Annotated in this window: 17 protein-coding genes; 2 read left to right on the forward strand and 15 right to left on the reverse strand. The window is 66.0% G+C overall.

What is annotated here, in order from left to right:
- Positions 1-2 precede the first annotated feature (2 nt).
- From SMAL_RS09605 to rpoN, 9 genes are all read right to left on the reverse strand, one after another.
- Entirely contained in the window at positions 3-1,388 is a 1,386-nt protein-coding gene (locus SMAL_RS09605; RefSeq protein ID WP_006365721.1) for a FliI/YscN family ATPase, read from the reverse strand.
- Positions 1,385-2,026: a FliH/SctL family protein gene (locus SMAL_RS09610; protein WP_012510971.1), complete on the reverse strand. Its 642-nt coding sequence runs from the start codon at positions 2,024-2,026 to the stop codon at positions 1,385-1,387. Before SMAL_RS09610 ends, SMAL_RS09605 begins: the two co-directional genes overlap by 4 nt.
- Entirely contained in the window at positions 2,023-3,009 is a 987-nt protein-coding gene (gene fliG, locus SMAL_RS09615; RefSeq protein ID WP_024958226.1) for a flagellar motor switch protein FliG, read from the reverse strand. Before fliG ends, SMAL_RS09610 begins: the two co-directional genes overlap by 4 nt.
- A gap of 7 nt (positions 3,010-3,016) precedes the next feature.
- Positions 3,017-4,663 (reverse strand): flagellar basal-body MS-ring/collar protein FliF, encoded by a 1,647-nt coding sequence (gene fliF, locus SMAL_RS09620; RefSeq protein WP_012510972.1) that lies wholly within the window; start codon positions 4,661-4,663, stop codon positions 3,017-3,019.
- A gap of 12 nt (positions 4,664-4,675) precedes the next feature.
- A complete protein-coding gene (gene fliE, locus SMAL_RS09625) occupies positions 4,676-5,041 on the reverse strand; it encodes a flagellar hook-basal body complex protein FliE (RefSeq protein WP_005409552.1) in 366 nt (121 codons plus the stop codon).
- A 438-nt stretch (positions 5,042-5,479) separates the two neighbouring features.
- Positions 5,480-5,896, reverse strand: coding sequence for a hypothetical protein (locus tag SMAL_RS09630; RefSeq protein WP_012510973.1), 417 nt, complete (start codon positions 5,894-5,896; stop codon positions 5,480-5,482).
- Between the two features lie 197 nt (positions 5,897-6,093).
- Positions 6,094-7,599: a sigma-54 dependent transcriptional regulator gene (locus SMAL_RS09635; RefSeq protein ID WP_012510974.1), complete on the reverse strand. Its 1,506-nt coding sequence runs from the start codon at positions 7,597-7,599 to the stop codon at positions 6,094-6,096.
- Positions 7,596-7,973 (reverse strand): response regulator, encoded by a 378-nt coding sequence (locus tag SMAL_RS09640; protein WP_012510975.1) that lies wholly within the window; start codon positions 7,971-7,973, stop codon positions 7,596-7,598. Before SMAL_RS09640 ends, SMAL_RS09635 begins: the two co-directional genes overlap by 4 nt.
- Before the next feature lie 14 nt (positions 7,974-7,987).
- Positions 7,988-9,397 carry an RNA polymerase factor sigma-54 gene (gene rpoN, locus SMAL_RS09645; protein WP_012510976.1) on the reverse strand — a complete coding sequence of 470 codons (1,410 nt, stop codon included), beginning with the start codon at positions 9,395-9,397 and terminating at the stop codon, positions 7,988-7,990.
- Between the two features lie 413 nt (positions 9,398-9,810).
- Between rpoN and SMAL_RS09650 the strand changes: the two genes are divergently transcribed.
- Positions 9,811-10,755: an IS481-like element ISStma3 family transposase gene (locus tag SMAL_RS09650; RefSeq protein ID WP_012510977.1), complete on the forward strand. Its 945-nt coding sequence runs from the start codon at positions 9,811-9,813 to the stop codon at positions 10,753-10,755.
- A gap of 84 nt (positions 10,756-10,839) precedes the next feature.
- Positions 10,840-11,784 (forward strand): IS481-like element ISStma3 family transposase, encoded by a 945-nt coding sequence (locus tag SMAL_RS09655; RefSeq protein ID WP_012510977.1) that lies wholly within the window; start codon positions 10,840-10,842, stop codon positions 11,782-11,784.
- Positions 11,785-11,905: 121 nt separating this feature from the next.
- Here SMAL_RS09655 and SMAL_RS09660 read toward each other — a convergent pair whose 3' ends face one another.
- The 6 genes from SMAL_RS09660 to SMAL_RS09685 form a co-directional block, all read right to left on the reverse strand.
- Positions 11,906-12,538 carry a response regulator gene (locus SMAL_RS09660; protein WP_032970105.1) on the reverse strand — a complete coding sequence of 211 codons (633 nt, stop codon included), beginning with the start codon at positions 12,536-12,538 and terminating at the stop codon, positions 11,906-11,908.
- 91 nt (positions 12,539-12,629) lie between these two features.
- The gene (locus SMAL_RS09665; protein ID WP_006365893.1) at positions 12,630-13,208 is read right to left on the reverse strand and encodes a PilZ domain-containing protein; all 579 of its coding nucleotides are present in this window, start codon (positions 13,206-13,208) and stop codon (positions 12,630-12,632) included.
- Complete coding sequence (locus SMAL_RS09670) at positions 13,205-13,498, reverse strand: flagellar protein FliT (RefSeq protein ID WP_012510978.1); 294 nt, start codon at positions 13,496-13,498, stop codon at positions 13,205-13,207. The genes SMAL_RS09665 and SMAL_RS09670 overlap by 4 nt, the downstream gene beginning before the upstream one ends.
- Complete coding sequence (gene fliS / locus SMAL_RS09675; protein WP_005416447.1) at positions 13,495-13,911, reverse strand: flagellar export chaperone FliS; 417 nt, start codon at positions 13,909-13,911, stop codon at positions 13,495-13,497. Before fliS ends, SMAL_RS09670 begins: the two co-directional genes overlap by 4 nt.
- Before the next feature lie 130 nt (positions 13,912-14,041).
- On the reverse strand, positions 14,042-15,460 hold the full coding sequence (gene fliD, locus SMAL_RS09680; RefSeq protein WP_012510979.1) for a flagellar filament capping protein FliD: 1,419 nt from the start codon (positions 15,458-15,460) through the stop codon (positions 14,042-14,044).
- A 441-nt stretch (positions 15,461-15,901) separates the two neighbouring features.
- Positions 15,902-17,080 carry a flagellin gene (locus tag SMAL_RS09685; protein ID WP_012510980.1) on the reverse strand — a complete coding sequence of 393 codons (1,179 nt, stop codon included), beginning with the start codon at positions 17,078-17,080 and terminating at the stop codon, positions 15,902-15,904.
- Between the last annotated feature and the right edge of the window lie 25 nt (positions 17,081-17,105).

Here is a 17,105-nt window from a genome sequence, read left to right on the forward strand (position 1 = left end):
GCTTAACTCTCTTGTTCCACCAGGCGCTGCAGCGCCGCCTGGCTGTGCGGGAGATCTGCGGCCTTGGCAACGTCCTGGCCGAGGAATTCCATGATTTCCGGCCAGCGTTCCAGGGCTTCGTCGGTGGCCGCGTCGTTGCCGCGCTGATAGGCACCGATGGCGATCAGGTCACGGTTGGCCGAATAGGCCGAGACCAGTCGCTTCAACTTGCGGATGCGTAGGCGCCACGGCTCGTCGGCGATTTCCGTGACCACGCGGCTGACCGACGATTCGACGTCGATGGCCGGATACAGGCCGCTGTCGGCCACGCGGCGCGACAGCAGGATGTGGCCATCGAGGATCGCGCGCGCCGCATCGGCGATCGGATCCTGCGGATCATCGCCTTCGGTCAGCACGGTGTAGAACGCGGTGATCGAGCCACGGCCCTTGGCACCATTACCGGCGCGTTCGACCAGCGCCGGCAGCTTGGCGAACACCGAAGGCGGGTAGCCGCGGGTGGTCGGCGGTTCACCAACCGACAGTCCGATCTCGCGCTGCGCCTGCGCGAAGCGGGTCAGCGAATCCATCAGCAGCAGTACGTTCAGGCCCTGGTCGCGGAACCATTCGGCGATGGCGGTAGCGCGGTAGGCGCCGTGCAGTCGCGCCAATGGCGGCCGGTCGGCGGGACTGGCCACCACCACGGCGCGGCGCAGGCCTTCCTCGCCCAGCGTGGTCTCGACGAAATCGCGTACTTCGCGGCCACGCTCACCGATCAGGCCGACCACGATCACGTCGGCGGCGGTGTAACGGGTCATCATGCCGAGCAGCGTCGACTTGCCGACGCCGGAGCCGGCGAACAGGCCGACACGCTGGCCACGGCCGATCGGTAGCAGCGCGTTGATCGCGCGCACGCCCACGTCCAGCGGCTGGGTAATGGGTTCGCGCGCCAGCGGATTGATCGAGACACCCGCCATGCCGACATGGCCTTCGGCGCGGATCGGTCCCTTGCCATCCAGCGGCACGCCATCGCTGTCGATGACGCGGCCGAGCAGGCCTTCGCCCACTTCCACGCCGCCACGGCGCGCCGACGGCACCACCCGTGCATTGGGCAGCAGGCCATGCAGCTCGGCGCTGGGCATCAGGTAGGTGCGCTCGCCGGCGAAGCCGACCACTTCGGCATCGACCCAGCCGCCGTCGACCACTTCCACCTTGCAGCTGGCACCCAGCGGCGCCTCGCAGCCGACCGCTTCCAGGGTCAGACCGACTGCCCGGCGCAGCACGCCCTCGCGGATCAGGCCGCGTCCATGCCCGGTGTCCACGCGCAGGCCGTCCAGGCGACGGGCCAGGCGCAGGTTGCGGGCCACGGCCCAGTCAGCCGGCGGCAGGTTCGGTTGCGCTTCGGGGGTCATGCGCCTGCTCCGGTCTGGCGGATCACAGCGTCCAGCGCGCCGCGCAGGCGGGCTTCGAGGGTGCCGTCGATGCGCACCGCTTCGGCATGCACGCGCAGGTCGCCACGGCTGAGGCTGGTATCGGGTACCAGGCGCTGCTGCGGCGACAGGTTCAGGAGGGGAGCGAGCGCGGCGATGTCGTCCGGGTGCAGGCGCACTTCCACTTCGCGGGTGCTGCCACCGACCGCGTCGATGGCTTCACCGACCAGCTGCGCCAACAGCTCCGGATCGGTCTCGTAGGCACGGCCGACCAGCGCACCGGCGATGCGTACCGCCAGCTCGCCCAGCGCACCGACCACTTCGTTTTCCAGTCGCACCAGCGGGCGGCTGAAGTTGTCGAGAATGCCCTCGATCTGCGCGGCGAGGCGACGCACCTCGGCCTGACCCTGGCCGTAGCCATCCGCATGGCCGTGCTGGAAGCCTTCCTTCTCGGCACTGTCCTGGATCGCCTGGATTTCTTCCAGGGTGGGCAGGTGCAGCGGCGGTTCCGGTTCGTGCTCCGGGTCCGGCTCGGTGAATTCGAACGCGCTCTCCTGGTCCAGCGCCGGTTCGGGCGGGGCCAGCAGGTCCGGGGCAAGCCAGCGCACGACGTTGCTCACAGCATCGCCTCCGCGCTTCCGCCGATGGTGACGGTGCCTTCATCGGCCATGCGCTTGACGATGGCCAGGATCTCGCGTTGTGCGCCTTCCACGTCGGACAGGCGCACCGGACCGCGTGCTTCCATGTCTTCCAGCAGGATCTCGGCCGCGCGCTGCGACATGTTGCGGGTGATCTTGTCGCGCACCTTGATGTCGGCGCCGCGCAGGGCGAGGCCCAGGCGCTCGCCACTGACCTCGCGCAGCACCAGCTGCATCTCGCGATCGTCCAGGTCGACCAGGTCGTCGAACACGAACATCAGGTCCTGGATGCGGTTGCTCAGCGGCGCGTCGATGCGCGCGATCTCGCCCAGGATGGCCTGGTCCTGGCCGCTGTCCATGAAGTTGAGGATGTTGGCCGCGCACTGCACGCCGCCGATGTTGGACGACTTCAGGTTCTGGTTGCCGGCGAACTGGCGCTCCATGATCTCGTTGAGCTCATTGAGTGCGTTCGGCGGGATGCCGTCGAGGGTGGCGATGCGCAGCAGCACGTCCACGCGGGTGCGGTCGGGCAGCAGTTTCAGCGCGTCAGCAGCCTGGTCGGTTTCCAGATGGGCCATGACGATGGCGATGATCTGCGGGTGCTCGTTGCGCACCAGATCGGCCACCGCGCGCGGGTCCATCCACTTCAGCGCGTCCAGGCCGGTGGTGTTGCGGCCGAGCAGGATGCGATCGATCAGGTTGCCGGCCTTTTCGCTGCCCAGCGCCTGCACCAGCATGTTGCGGATGTAGTCGTCCGAGCCCACGCCCAGCGAGGTCTTCGAGCCCAGCTCCTGGCCGAACTGGTCCATCACCCGTTCCACCTGCTCGCGGGTGATGTCGGTCATGGTGGCCATGGCGATGCCGATCTTCTGCACTTCCTTGGGTTCCATGTGGCGCAGCACTTCGGCTGCATCCAGCTCACCCAGGGACAGCAGCAGCACGGCCGCGCGCTGTACGCCGGTCAGTTGTGCCTCAGTCATTGGCCACCCAGCCCTTGACCACCTGGGCCACGCGCTTGGAGTCGGTCTTCACGGCTTCACGCGCCATCCGCAGTCGTTCCTCATATGAATCCACCGGCAGAGCCAATGCGTCCGGCCCGCCCAGGCTGGCCCGGTCGGCGCCCAGCGCCGGCAGCGGCATGCCATCGTCATCGACCAGCTGCACGTCCGCGGTATGCGGTTCCAGTGCCTGCTCGTCGTTCTTCTTGTTCTGGCCGGTGATCGCGCGCAGTGCAGGGCGCAGCACGCCGAACAGCAACGCCAGCACCACCACGGCACCCAGCAGCATGCGGCCGGCGTCGTGTACCCACGGCAGCTCCCACCATGCCGGGCCTTCGACCGGCGTGGTGTCACGCACAAACGGGGCATTCATCACCGACACGGTGTCGCCACGCTCGGCGTTGAAGCCGACCGCCTGCTTGACCAGCGCCTCGACGCGGGTCAGTTCGGCGGCCGACAGCGGCTGAGGTGCGACCTTGCCGTTGGCACCGGCGCGCGGCACGTTGTCCACCAGCACCGCCACCGAGACGCGCTTGATGCGGCCGGCCGGCTGGCGGGTGTGCTGCAGGGTGCGGTCCAGCTCGTAGTTTCGGGTCGCGTTCTTGCTGCTTTCGGTCGGAGTCTGTGCGGTTGCCGGCGCAGCGGCCTGGCCCGGCGGACTGTTGCTGGTGGCCCCCGGCACGCCCTGCGGACCCGGCGTGGTGGTGCTGTTCTCGCTCATCTGCTCGCTGCGCAGCTTCTGCGGCTCGCCGTTGTACAGTTCGCGCGCTTCCTCGGTCACCGAGAAGTCCATATCCACGCTGACTTCCGGGTTGACCCGGCCGGGGCCGGTCATCGGCTCAAGCAGTTCGCGGATGCGCTGGTTGAACGAGGTTTCCTGGCGGCGCACCTGCTCGAACTGGGCGGCGTTGACCGCGGCCTCGCTGTTCGGGTCGCTGACGCTGAGCATGCGGCCGCTCTGGTCGACCACGGTCACGCGTTCCGGTGCCAGGTCCGGGATGCTGGCTGCGACCATGTGCACGATGGCGTCGACCTGGCTGCGTTCCAGCTGCTGGCCGCCACGCAGTTCCAGCGTCACCGAGGCACTGGCGACGTCGCGCTGGCGGGTGAACGCGCTGGGCTTGGGAATGGCCAGGTGCACGCGCGAATCGCGCACCGGGCGCAGCGTGTTGATGGTGCGCGACAGCTCGGTCTCCAGCGCATGCTGGTAGCGCGCGCTTTCCACGAACTGGCTGACACCGAAGCCCGGGTCGCGTTCCATCAGCTCGAAGCCGAGTTTGCCGCTGTCGGTCAGGCCGGAGCCGGCCAGCTTCAGGCGGGCGTCGTGCAGGTTCTTTTCCGGCACGGTGATGCCACCGGTGGCCGGGTCCAGCTGGAACGGAATCTGGGCGGCGCGCAGCAGGTCGGTCGCCTCAGCGGTGGCCTTCTGGTCCAGGCCGGTATACAGCGGGACCATGCCGGGCTTCTGCGACCAGAAGAACACGAACAGCCCGGCCGCTACGGCCACGGCAATCATCGCCATCAGTCCGAGCCGACGGGTGATCTGCAGGCTTTGCAGCCGATCGAACCACTGGCCCGCCTTTTCGGCGTTCAGGGATTCCTTGGAGAGCGACAGGGCCATGCGGTTCTATCCTTACAGCGGCATGTTCATCACGTCCTGGTAGGCCTGGACGAGACGGTTGCGGACTTCCACGGTGGCGCGGAAGGCGATCTGGGACTGCTGCGAGGCGACCATGACCTTGGCGAGGTCGGCGCTGGGGTCGCCCATTTCGAAGGCTTTGGCCAGGGCGCCGGACTTCTGTTGCGCGTCGTTGACGCCGGCAATCGCACCACGCAGGGTTTCGGTGAAGCTGGCCGGCTGGGCCTGCGGTGCATCCAGCACCGTGCCCGGCAGGGCGTTGCTGCGCGGCGTTTCGCCCAGCGGGTTGAGCGCCGGTTGTCCCATCTGGGTCTGATAGGAGCGGATCTGCGAAAGGATCGACGTGACGGAGTGGGACATCTGCAACGGTTCCAGAAACAGGGGATGGGGTTGTCTGCTGGAGCAGGTGCAAGTGCCGTGCCGAAACCGGTTTTCGATTCAGTGAAGTGAGGGTTTTGGGTGTGCTGGCAGGGCTGCGCCCTGCACCCGCCGAATCAACGGCAACGGCAACGTCAACGGCGGGCTATCCGTGGGGTGGCGGGGTGGGTCCGGTTGCGGGGGACGGCGCAAGTACGTCCATGTAGCCTCGGTCGCGCCATCCATGGCGCTCACGCCCCCGCAACCGGACCCACCCCGCCTTCGACAGTTTCCCGCGATCTGTCGGACGGGCATGGACTGCCCTTGGTGGGTGTCGACCTTGGTCGACACGTTTTGTTCGGCACGGGGTCGGATCCCGTTGCGACGCAACGGGCTCTGACCCCATTGGAGGCGCCATTTAACCGGCGTCGGTTTTCTGGCCTACGGCTGCAGGGTCCAGCGGCCGGAATTCTGGCGTTGGCGCGGGGCAATGGGGCCGTCGTGCTGGGTGTAGATGAAACGGCCCTGGTGATTGGTCTGGCAGGTCAGCAGCAGGGTGTAGCGGGCCGGTCCTTCGGGGTGGGCTTCAGTCATCTGGATTTCCGCGATGTGCGGGGCCAGGCGCTGGTAGTGGTAACTGCCGCCGATGCGGAGGTCGGTGCCGAGGATGTCCAGCACGTACTGGTTACCGGCAAAGCTGACCTGCACCATGCGTCCGGCATTGGGGTTGTCCGGTGCGTAAAGCGGGTCGCTGAGGTTGGTGAACTGGCGCTGGTCCAGCGCGGTGGGCAGGGTGCAGTTGGCGGCGGTGGCCAGGGCCGGGCAGAGCAGGGCGGCGAGCAGGGTGAGGCGATGCATGCTGGGACCTCCTTGGGATGTCCATGCAATGCACCGCAGTTCGGCTCCGCTGTCTTTAGGAAAACGTGTAAATGCAGAAGGGGGCTGCGGAAAGGGTCAGATCTCTCCCGCAGGGAGGGCTCTGACCCCGAGTACTGGAAACACCAACGCCCGGGCTAGCCCAGGCGTTCGTGCCCCCTTCATGCTGGTGACGCGCTTCAGCTGGCCAGTTCGGCCTGCTCGCGTTCAACGCCGTACTTGCGCAGTTTTTCCACCAGGGTGGTGCGGCGCAGGCCGAGCAGCTGGGCGGCGTGGGCGACCACGCCCTGGGTGCGCTCCAGTGCCTCGTTGATCAGGCCCAGTTCGATGTTGGCCATGTGGTTGCGCAGGTCCATGCCTTCGTCAGGCAGTGCGACCGGTGCCGCTGGGCGATTGACGGCGATGCCGTGTTCCAGTGCAGGCTGGTTGCCGCTGCCCGGGGTGTGGAACGAGAAGCTGCGCAGGTCCAGGCGTTCTTCGCTGGCGACCGGCTGCGCCGGTGCCGGTGCGGCCACTGCTGCCAGGACGGCATCGCCACGGTAGCGCGCCGGCAGATCCTGCACGCGCACGGAGCCACCCGGATGCAGCACGGCGAGGCGCTCGACCAGATTGGTCAGCTCACGCACGTTGCCCGGCCACTCGTAGCCGGCCAGTGCCTGCAGCGCTTCGGCGGTAAAGCGCACTTCGCCACGGCCGGTGCGGGCCAGCTGCGCGGCGATGGTCTCCACCAGCACCGGCAGGTCTTCGCGGCGTTCGCGCAGGGCCGGCACGTCGATCGGGAACACGTTGAGGCGGTAGAACAGATCCTCGCGGAACTTGCCTTCGGCGATACGGGTTTCCAGGTCGCGGTGGGTCGCGGCAACGACGCGCACGTTGCAGCGGATGGTCTGGTTGCCACCCACGCGTTCGAAGCTGCGCTCCTGGAGCACGCGCAGCAGCTTCACCTGCATCGGCAGGCTCATGTCGCCGATTTCGTCGAGCAGCAGGGTGCCGCCCTCGGCCATTTCGAAACGGCCCTTGCGCGCGGTCAGTGCACCGGTGAAGGCACCCTTTTCGTGACCGAACAGCTCGCTTTCCAGCAGGTCCGGCGGAATGGCGCCGCAGTTGATCGCCACGAACGGGCCATCACGGCGCGGCGAGCGCTGGTGGATCGAGCGAGATACAACTTCCTTGCCGGTACCCGATTCGCCCAGCACCAGCACGGTGGTGTCGAAGGCGGCTACCTGTTCGATCATGGTGCGCAGTTCGGTTACCGCCGGGCCATGACCGGTCGGGCCCTGTTCCTGCACGGCACCGGCCTGGTGCTCGGCATCCAGGCGCTTGAGGCTGGCGCGACGCAGCAGCGCTTCCATCTGCGTATGCCGCAGCGGGGTTTCCAGCGGCCAGATGTTGGCTTCATGCAGGCCGTGCTGCTGCGCGAATGCGGTGGCTTCGCCATCGGCCAGCAGCACCGGCGGTGGCAGGCTGCTGCCGCCGAGCCAGTTGTACAGCGCGGCGCTGGCGGCGCTGTCGTCGAGGCTGCCGACGATCACTGCCATCCAGTCGTTCTGGCGCTGGCGGCCCAGGTCGAAGTCGGCCGCGTCGGAGACCCAACGCGGGTTGAAGTCCATGAATTCGAGCAGGGCAACGGTGCGCTCTGCGCGCACGGCGTCGTTGTCCAGCACCAGGATGCGCGATTCGCTCACGACTGATCCTCCCTGAGGCCTTCCAGGATCGGCATGACTTCCTGGATGTAGGACAGCTTGCTGACGAAGTTGTCGGCGCCGGCGCGCAGCGCGTGTTCGCGGTGCTCGACGTCGTCGAAGTGGCTGGCGATCACGATGTACGGGGCATCGTCCTGCGACTTGATCAGGCGGGTGGCCTGCAGGCCGCCCATCTCCGGCATTGCCAGGTCCATCAACACCACCTGCGGGCGCAGCGTTTCCGAACGCTCGATCGCTTCCAGGCCGTTGCCGGCACTGCCGACGATCTGCAGCCAGTCGATCTTGCGGAAATGGCGCATCGCCGCGTTGATGAAGCCCTCGTGGTCATCGACCAGCAGGACCGTGAGCTTGTTCATGTCCAACATCCTTTTCAGCCCACCCGGGCCAGCTGCGGTTGCCTGGCGCTGAGCCGGCGCCGTTCACGGGCCGGGGCGATATCCAGTTGTTCTCGGTATTTTGCGACGGTTCGGCGGGCAATGTTCACCCCCTGGCGCGACAGCAGGCCGGCAATGGCCTCGTCGGCCAGCGGCCGGCCGGCCGGTTCGGCGTCGATCAGGCGGCGGACCATGGCCTTCACGGCCTGGCCGGAGACGCTGGCGCCTTCCAGGCGCACGGCGAAGAAGTGCTTCAGTTCGAAGGTGCCGCGCGGGGTCTGCAGGAACTTGCCGGTGGTGATGCGCGAGACGGTGGACTCGTGCATGCCGATCTCTTCGGCCACTTCCTTCAGGGTCAGCGGTGCCATGGCTTCCTCGCCACGCACCAGGAAGGCGGCCTGGCGTTCGACGATCACCCGCGCGGTGCGCAGCAGGGTGTCATAGCGCATCGATAGTCCGCGGCTGAACCAACGCGCCTCCTGCAGCATTTCGCGCAGCGCCGGGGCGGCCTCGCTGGTCTCGGCCAGGGCCTGTTCGTACTGGCTGTTGATCGAGACGCGGCGGCTGGTGGCGGGGTTCAATGCCACTTTCCACTGGTTATCGGCGTGCCAGGCGACCACGTCCGGTACCACCACGGCATTGCGTTCCGGCAGCAGGCTGTCGCCCGGGCGCGGCTGTAGTGACAGGATCAGGCGCACCGCTTCGCGAACGTCGTCGATCTCGGCGTCGTGCTGGCGGGCGAGGGCGGGGTAGTCGTGCGCGGCCAGTGCATCCAGCGCGCCGTCGAGGATGCGTGCTGCCAGGTGGCGTGCAGGTACCACGCCGTGCAGGCTGCGCAGCTGTGCCTGCAGGCCTTCGCGCAGGTCCTGTGCGGCCATGCCGGCTGGCTCGCCATGCAGCAGCTGCTGGCGGATGGCTTCCACGCCATCGGCGGCGATGTCGAACTGGGCGCTGGCCAGCAGTTGCAGTTGGGCCAGCGGCGCCTGCAGGTAACCGGCCTCGTCGCAATGGTCCAGCCAGAACGCAGCCACGGCGAGCTCACGGTCATCCATGTCCAGCGAAAGACGCTGCAATACGCGCAGCTGCGGGTCGCTGGATTCGCCGGCCGCGATGCGTGCCATGCGGTCATCGTCGCCGTCCTGCCAGCTACTGCCGGCCACATCCCACATCGAGGATTCGGGCAGTTCGTCGAAGGCGGCCGTTTCCAGCGTGGTGGCGTCGGCATCGGTGGACTCGGCAGCCGGGGCTTCAGCTTCTTCGATCTCCAGCAGTGGGTTGGAATCCAGCAGCCGCTGGATTTCCTGTTCCAGGTGCAGACCGTCGAGCTGCAACAGCCGGATCGACTGCAGCAACTGCGGGGTGAGGTGAAGTTGTTGGCCCAGCTGGGTCGAGAGTGCAGCCTTCATCGTGGTTCCCCGGCACCGCTCCCCGGCGCCTTGTGGAACGCATCTTGCTTTTGATCCGGCGGGGGCGGAATCGGGGGGTTCCTGAGGGCCCTGGTGGATATCCCGACAGCGCGTGGGGATATTCCCTACATTGGCGCGGAATGTTGACGATGCGTGTCGCCAAGTTGTTGATTCGTCGTGGGTGACGAAGAGTGGCGGCGGACCTGCGTGTACGGATTCCTGTCGGGACGTGTCGGGGTGACGGGAATTCGTCGTCAGTGAAGGGGCTGGGTGTGGGTTGGCTGCGTCGGCTGTTGATAGAGACGATTGCCGGTAGAGTCGACTGTTAGTTGTGATCTCTCTGTAGGTTGTTCATCCGGGACATCTTTGGAAAATGGTGGTTACCACACCGTTCCAGTCCCCAAAGAGCCCGGATGAACAATCATAAAAATGCCCGTTTGACGCCGTTTAGTCGAGCGCTTCTGGTCCGCCGCATCCTCCACGAGGGCCTACGCCCGGAAGAAGCAGCTCAAGCGTGTGGCGTAAGTGTGCGTACGGCCTACAAGTGGCTGGCCCGATTCCGCCAGTTCGGGGCACCGGGCCTGGAAAACCGCAGCTCACGGCCTCACCAGACGCCGCATGCCACACCTGCTCCGGTAGTCGAGCAAATCAAGGAGCACCGCCGTAAGCGGCAGACCTACCTGACCATCTCCAAGGCGCTGGGGGTCGGCCACAGTACGATTTCAAGGCTGATGCGCGCCCACGGCCTCAATCGGTTGTGTCGGCTTGATCCGCCCAAGGAGGTCATCCGATACGAATACGATCAGCCCGGAGGGCTGCTGCATCTGGACATCAAGAAGCTGGGCAACTTCCAGCGGCCAGGGCACAGAACCGATGCCAAGCGCAGGGGAAACGCCGCCGGCGGTGGCTGGGGCTACGTCCACGTGGCCATCGACGATCACTCCCGGGTCGCCTTCAGCAGCGTCCACCCCAACGAACAGGGCGAAACCGCCTGTCAGGCGTTGCTGGGCGCTCTGGAGTACTACGCCAGCCTGGGAATCACCTTCAAGCGGATCCTGACCGACAACGGTGCCTGCTATCGCTCTACCGCCTTTGCCAAGCTGCTCAAATCCCTTGGGATCAAGCACATCAGAACCAAGCCCTACACGCCGCGGACCAATGGCAAAGCCGAGCGCTTCATCCAGACCAGCCTGCGCGAGTGGGCTTACGCCTGCGAGTACGCATCCTCGGACCAGCGCAATTCCGTGTTGAACCAATGGCTGCACCACTACAACTGGCACCGTCCCCATATGGCGATCGGCGGCCAGCCACCTATCTCAAGAGTACGGCTGAACAACGTAGTGGGTTTACACAGTTAGTTGTGATCTCTCTGTAGGTTGTTCATCCGGGACATCTTTGGAAAATGGTGGTTACCACACCGTTCCAGTCCCCAAAGAGCCCGGATGAACAATCATAAAAATGCCCGTTTGACGCCGTTTAGTCGAGCGCTTCTGGTCCGCCGCATCCTCCACGAGGGCCTACGCCCGGAAGAAGCAGCTCAAGCGTGTGGCGTAAGTGTGCGTACGGCCTACAAGTGGCTGGCCCGATTCCGCCAGTTCGGGGCACCGGGCCTGGAAAACCGCAGCTCACGGCCTCACCAGACGCCGCATGCCACACCTGCTCCGGTAGTCGAGCAAATCAAGGAGCACCGCCGTAAGCGGCAGACCTACCTGACCATCTCCAAGGCGCTGGGGGTCGGCCACAGTACGATTTCAAGGCTGATGCGCGCCCACGGCCTCAATCGGTTGTGTCGGCTTGATCCGCCCAAGGAGGTCATCCGATACGAATACGATCAGCCCGGAGGGCTGCTGCATCTGGACATCAAGAAGCTGGGCAACTTCCAGCGGCCAGGGCACAGAACCGATGCCAAGCGCAGGGGAAACGCCGCCGGCGGTGGCTGGGGCTACGTCCACGTGGCCATCGACGATCACTCCCGGGTCGCCTTCAGCAGCGTCCACCCCAACGAACAGGGCGAAACCGCTTGTCAGGCGTTGCTGGGCGCTCTGGAGTACTACGCCAGCCTGGGAATCACCTTCAAGCGGATCCTGACCGACAACGGTGCCTGCTATCGCTCTACCGCCTTTGCCAAGCTGCTCAAATCCCTTGGGATCAAGCACATCAGAACCAAGCCCTACACGCCGCGGACCAATGGCAAAGCCGAGCGCTTCATCCAGACCAGCCTGCGCGAGTGGGCTTACGCCTGCGAGTACGCATCCTCGGACCAGCGCAATTCCGTGTTGAACCAATGGCTGCACCACTACAACTGGCACCGTCCCCATATGGCGATCGGCGGCCAGCCACCTATCTCAAGAGTACGGCTGAACAACGTAGTGGGTTTACACAGTTAGTCGACTGCTCTCTGATCAGACCAAGGAAAAGGCCCGCGCTCCGCGCGAAAGTCGACTAACAGTCGACTCTACCAATTGCCCACTCTACCCAGCCATCGTTTCGCGCCGCCGAGGCTGGCGCTTATTCCAGCTCGTGCTGGTGGCGCGCGGCGAGCAGCAACAGGTCGTTGGCGCGGCGGCAGCCCAGCGACTCCATCATGCGTGCACGGTGGGTTTCCACCGTCTTGACGCTGATGCCGAGGTCGGCGGCGATTTCCTTGTTGCTCTCGCCCTTGCCGATGCGGCGCAGGATCTCGCGCTGGCGCGGCGACAATGCGGCGATGCCGGTGGGTTTCTCGCGCCCAAGCATCGGCGCCAGCATCTTGGCGGAGATCTGCGGGCTCAGGAATACCTGGCCGGCGTGCGCGGCGCGCAGCGCCAGTTCCAGTTCCTGCGGTGCGGCATCCTTGACCAGGAACCCGACCGCACCGCGATCGAGTGCATCGCGCACGTGCGCGGCGTCGTCGTGCATGGTCATCATCACCACCCGGGTGCCAGGGGCGCGCAGGCGGATGTCGCTGAGGGCTTCCAGGCCGGTGCGGCCGGGCAGTGACAGGTCCATCAGGATCACGTCCGGGGCGTGCTGCAGGGCCAGCTGCAGTGCCTGCTCGGCATTGCTGGCCTCGGCGACGAGCTGCACGTCGGCAAACCCCTGCAACAGCCGCGCCAGGCCGGCGCGGACAAGGGTGTGATCGTCGACGATGAGAACTCGCACAGGCACGTTGGAGGTCCGTGAGGGGAGTCCACCTTAACTTAGCTGAACGGGCACGCCAAGGGCCGTCCGTACTGCTTCATGCTGACAGCTTTCAGCGTGCGCGACGCGCTTCGGCCACCTGGCGACGATGCAGGCGGAACAGATGCCGCTCCATCGCCATTTCCAGGCCGTCACCGAGGCGCTGGAAGCGCAGCCAGAGATAGTGACCACCGCCGCCATCAGCGGCTTCGGCAATCACCTCCACCGGCAGGTCAATATGGTCGGGCAGCCAGTCGCTGGGCTGCAGGCGAACCACGCCGGCCTGGCCGGGACTGGCGCCGCTGCGCGGACCCAGTTGCAGGCGGATGCCGCGGCGTGACCAGCGCACCGGGCGCAGGGTCAGCTCCTGGCCCTGCTGGCGAACCAGCCGGCCGAGCAGCACCATCGCCAGGTCCAGCTTGGCCTCCAGGCGCTGCAGCTGCAGGCTGGCTTCACTGCGTTCTTCATGTTCGTCGACCCGGCTGTCCTCGACCAGCGCCAGGCTGCGCAGCAGGCCTTCGGCGCTGCTGGTACGGCCAGCGGCGCTGCCCGCTTGAAATTCGGCCGGCAGTGCCAGTTCGCAGCTGAGCGTTTCGTCGAACAGTTCGCTCTCGGCTGGGTGGTGCAGCGACGTGGTCGGCAATTGGGTCATGCCAGCGATTCTGCCTGCAGGTAGGCATGCGCCGCGCGAAGGGAACGGCGGCCATCATGCAGCTGCACCGATACCGCATCGCGGCGCTGGCGCAGCAGGCCGAGCAGGCTCTGCTGACGTTCCAGCAGCGCCGACAGCGGCGCGTGGTCGGCATCGGTCAGTGGCTGGCTCAGCAGGGCGTGCAGGGCGCTGTCGTGGCCATCCAGCAGGCTGTCGGCCTGTTCGAAGGCTTCTTCGCCGAGCGCCTTCTCGAAGGCATCGAGCTGTGCGTTTAGCTCAAGCACGCTCATGGTGCCACCGCCGCCGGGCGTCGCTGCTCATGCGGAATCGCATTCCAGGCGCTGTCGATCTCGCCCAGCAGCTGCAGCGACTCATCCAGCGCGGCACGGTCGTTGTGCAGGTTGGCCTCGGTCAGGCGCTGCAGCACATAGTCATACAGCGCCGACAGATTTCCGGCGATCTCGCCGCCGGCTTCATGATCCAGCGAGCCGTTGAGGTGGCCGACGATCGCACAGACCTCGCCGATCGCCTTGCCCTTGCCGGCCTGGTCGCCACGCTCGAGGCTGGCCAGGGCACGCCGCACGCGCTCCAGCGCGCCGGCCAGCAGCATCGCCACCAGCTTGTGCGGATCGGCATCGGCGACCGCACTGGTCACTCCCACCTGGCGGTATTGCTCGGCGTACTGACGGCTGGAACCGTACATTCGTGATTCTCCCTTGCGCTGGGTGCCGGCGTGCGGTCGAAAGGGACCGTTGGCGCCGGCGCTGCGATGATTGCTGTTGCGTCCGTTATCGGTGCGTACGACGCCAAACTTGAGCGTCGCACGCGTTTCCTCAGCGGTTCAGCTGTGACAGCTGCTGCGACAGCGTGTTGCTGCTCTGCTGCAGCTTGCCCATCAGGCTGTCCAGTGCCACGAACTGCTTCTTGTAGCGGGCTTCGACACCGACCATGCGTGCGTCCAGGTCCTTGCGACGCTTGTCGATGTTGTCCAGGGTGCTGTTCAGGCCCTTGGTGCGGGCGACGAATGCACCTTCCTTGCCGACCGTGGTGCTGACGTAGCCGTCGACCATGGTGTACAGGCGGCCGGCACCGCCGGTGTCGCCGGTGATCGCCTGGCGGATCTTCTCGGGCTGGGCGGCGAGGGCGGCGGCGAACTTGGTGGTATCCAGCACCAGGGTGCCGTCGGCGTTGGGGTAGCCGCGGGTCTGCAGGCCCAGCGCCTTGGCGTCCAGTTTGTCGCCTGCCAGGTCCAACAACACGCCGGACATTGTCGAACGCAGCTGGGCGAGCGCGCCGCGCATCTGTGCATCGCCGGTCAGCGCGGAGGCTTCCTTGGTCTTGGCGTCGTACTTGGTTTCGGTGTTGATCGCCGCGATGGCCGCGTTGTAGGCGGTCACGAACTCCTGCATCACCTTGGTCGCGGCGGTGGTGTCGGTGCTGATGACGACGGTGCTCAGTCCCTTCACCTTCAGATTCAGGGTCAGCCCCGGCACTGCGTCGGTCACGGTGTTGCTGGCACTCACCACTTCCACGCCGTCGATGGTCAGCAGTGCATCGGTGGCCGGGCTGTTTTCCTTAAGGCTGCCGACCAGCGCGCCCAGTTTCGGGTCGCTGCCACCGTACTCCAGCTTGATCGCGCTGGCCGCGCCGGTCTTTTCCTGCGCGATGGACAGGTACTGGTTGTCGCCGGAACTGATCAGCGTGGCCTGTACGCCTTCCTTTCGGCCGGCGGCATCGATCTTGTTGCGCACCGTGGTCAGCGTGTCGCCGGCCTCGACCTCGATGTTCATGGTCTTGGCCTTGTCGCCCACGCCGACGGTCAGCGTCAAGGTTCCGGCGCCGAAGGTATCGGTCTTGGGCACCGAGGTGTCGGCGATCAGCTTGTGCGCCGACGCCAGGTTTTTCACGTCGATCTTGTGGGTGCCGTTGGCGGCGGCTGCCTTGCTGGTGCCCAGGTCGTACAGCGCCACCGACGCGGTCAGCACATCGTCGGCATTGTTGGGGCCGGCCTTGCCGGTGGCGGTGACGGTGCGGGTGTCGAAGGCCGTGGTGGCTTTCAGTGCAGTCAGAGCGGTCTTCAGCTTGTCGAAAGCCGAGGTGACCGTGCCGACAGACGACAGCTGCATCTTGGTCTTGGACTGCTGCAGGTTCAGTGCGTTGTCGGCGGGCTTGCGGTCGGCTGCGACCAGCTTGTTGACGATGTCCGAGATGTTGAGTCCCGAGCCAATGCCACCGTATCCAAAGTCTGCCACGTCGTTTCTCCTGGTATACGGGCCTGGCCGTCGTGCGGTGGCCCGTCGTCAACGAAAATAGCGGCCTGCGCCGCTGGGTCTTGAGGACTTCGTTGATGCATGCGCCGTGCCAATGGTCTGGCGCGGGTTCTGGCACGCAGGTTGCAGGAGGGTTGGGGCAGGGTGCGGGGAAGTTCACCGCGGGCTGCCGGGAGTCTGCAAAAGACCCTCCCCCAATGCAGGGGAGGGATCAGGCTACTGACAATCGGGGGGAGACGAAGCCGCCCGGTACGTACAGTCAAAGGTACAGCGCTGAAAGAGAGGTCCGCAGGAGCGGGCGATGCCAAGCCGGTTCGGGAGAGTTCCCGGGCCGGGCATGGCCCGCGCCTTCGTGCACCGTGGCTTCCGGGTTGCCGCTGCCATCGGTTCAACCCGACGGCAGCGGCGCCTTCTTGCCGTGGATCAGCGCAGCAGGCTGAGCACGCCCTGCGGCACCTGGTTGGCCTGGGCCAGCATGGCCGTACCGGCCTGCTGCAGGATCTGGGTGCGGGTCAGTTCGGCGGTTTCCTTGGCAAAGTCGGTGTCCTTGATGCGGCTACGCGAAGCCGACAGGTTTTCCGACGAGGTCTGCAGATTCGCGACGACCGAGGTGAAGCGGTTCTGGATCGCACCGAGGTCGGCGCGGGTGCTGTTGATCGCACCCAGGGCCTTGTCGACCACTTCCAGCGCCTGCTGGGCACCGAGCACGGTGCTCACGTCCAGCTTCTGCACGTTGGCAGCGGTGTCGGTACCAGCGGTGTACGCACCAGCCGCAGCCTTCGCGCTCCACACGCCGGTAGCGGCGGTCAGGTCGCTACGCTCAAGAGCGATGTCGGCAGCGACGACGGCCTTGCCTTCTTTCACCGAGCTCAGCTTCATCGAACCATCGGCATTGGCTTCGGCGTAGATGCCGGCCTCACCGATCTTGGCGTTGATCGCGGTGGCGACCGCCTTGGAAGCATCGGCAGTGGTAGCACCGGCCTTCAGTTCGACCGTGCCGATGTCCACGCCCATCACCTTACCGGTAATGCGCGAGCCATCGGTGCTGGCGGCCAGCACGTCAGTGGCACCGGCAGCGAAAGTCGAGGTGCCCAGCGAGCCAGCCTTGGCGTCGATGGTCTTGTCGATGGCGATGGACTGGCCAGCATTGGCACCGACCTGGAACAGCTGGCTGGAGAACGAGCCGTCCAGCAGCTTGGTGCCGTTGAAGTCCGACTGCTTGGCGACGCGGTCGATTTCCGAAACCAGCTGGGTCACTTCGGCCTGCAGCGCCTTGCGGTCGCTGGCCGAGTTGGTGGCGTTGGAGGCCTGCACCGACAGCTCGCGGACGCGCTGCAGGTTGTTGCCGATCTCGGTCAGTGAACCTTCGGCGACCTGAGCCAGCGAAATGCCGTCGTTGGCATTGCGGATGGCGACGTCGGTACCACGGATCTGGGTGCCGAAGCGCTCGGAGATCGCCAGGCCAGCGGCGTCGTCCTTGGCGCTGTTGATGCGCGAACCGGAGGACAGGCGCTGGATGGTGGTGGCCAGCGAGCTGCCGCTGGTGCTCAGGTTGCGCTGAGCGTTCAACGACATCGTATTGGTGTTGATGACTTGTGCCATGGTGCTTTTCCTTTGGCGAAGGTGG

Source organism: Stenotrophomonas maltophilia R551-3, from assembly GCF_000020665.1.
In the GTDB taxonomy this organism is placed as follows: Bacteria; Pseudomonadota; Gammaproteobacteria; order Xanthomonadales; family Xanthomonadaceae; genus Stenotrophomonas; species Stenotrophomonas maltophilia_L.

Bases quoted from the DNA above. Each gene is read 5' to 3' on its own strand.
- SMAL_RS09685 (WP_012510980.1), bottom strand. From the start codon at position 17,080: ATGGCACAAGTCATCAACACCAATACGATGTCGTTGAACGCTCAGCGC.
- SMAL_RS09655 (WP_012510977.1), top strand. From the start codon at position 10,840: ATGAACAATCATAAAAATGCCCGTTTGACGCCGTTTAGTCGAGCGCTT.
- rpoN (WP_012510976.1), bottom strand. From the start codon at position 9,397: ATGAAGGCTGCACTCTCGACCCAGCTGGGCCAACAACTTCACCTCACC.
- fliE (WP_005409552.1), bottom strand. From the start codon at position 5,041: ATGTCCCACTCCGTCACGTCGATCCTTTCGCAGATCCGCTCCTATCAG.
- SMAL_RS09640 (WP_012510975.1), bottom strand. From the start codon at position 7,973: ATGAACAAGCTCACGGTCCTGCTGGTCGATGACCACGAGGGCTTCATC.
- fliF (WP_012510972.1), bottom strand. From the start codon at position 4,663: ATGGCCCTGTCGCTCTCCAAGGAATCCCTGAACGCCGAAAAGGCGGGC.
- SMAL_RS09605 (WP_006365721.1), bottom strand. From the start codon at position 1,388: ATGACCCCCGAAGCGCAACCGAACCTGCCGCCGGCTGACTGGGCCGTG.
- fliS (WP_005416447.1), bottom strand. From the start codon at position 13,911: ATGTACGGTTCCAGCCGTCAGTACGCCGAGCAATACCGCCAGGTGGGA.
- SMAL_RS09630 (WP_012510973.1), bottom strand. From the start codon at position 5,896: ATGCATCGCCTCACCCTGCTCGCCGCCCTGCTCTGCCCGGCCCTGGCC.
- SMAL_RS09665 (WP_006365893.1), bottom strand. From the start codon at position 13,208: ATGACCCAATTGCCGACCACGTCGCTGCACCACCCAGCCGAGAGCGAA.
- SMAL_RS09650 (WP_012510977.1), top strand. From the start codon at position 9,811: ATGAACAATCATAAAAATGCCCGTTTGACGCCGTTTAGTCGAGCGCTT.
- SMAL_RS09670 (WP_012510978.1), bottom strand. From the start codon at position 13,498: ATGAGCGTGCTTGAGCTAAACGCACAGCTCGATGCCTTCGAGAAGGCG.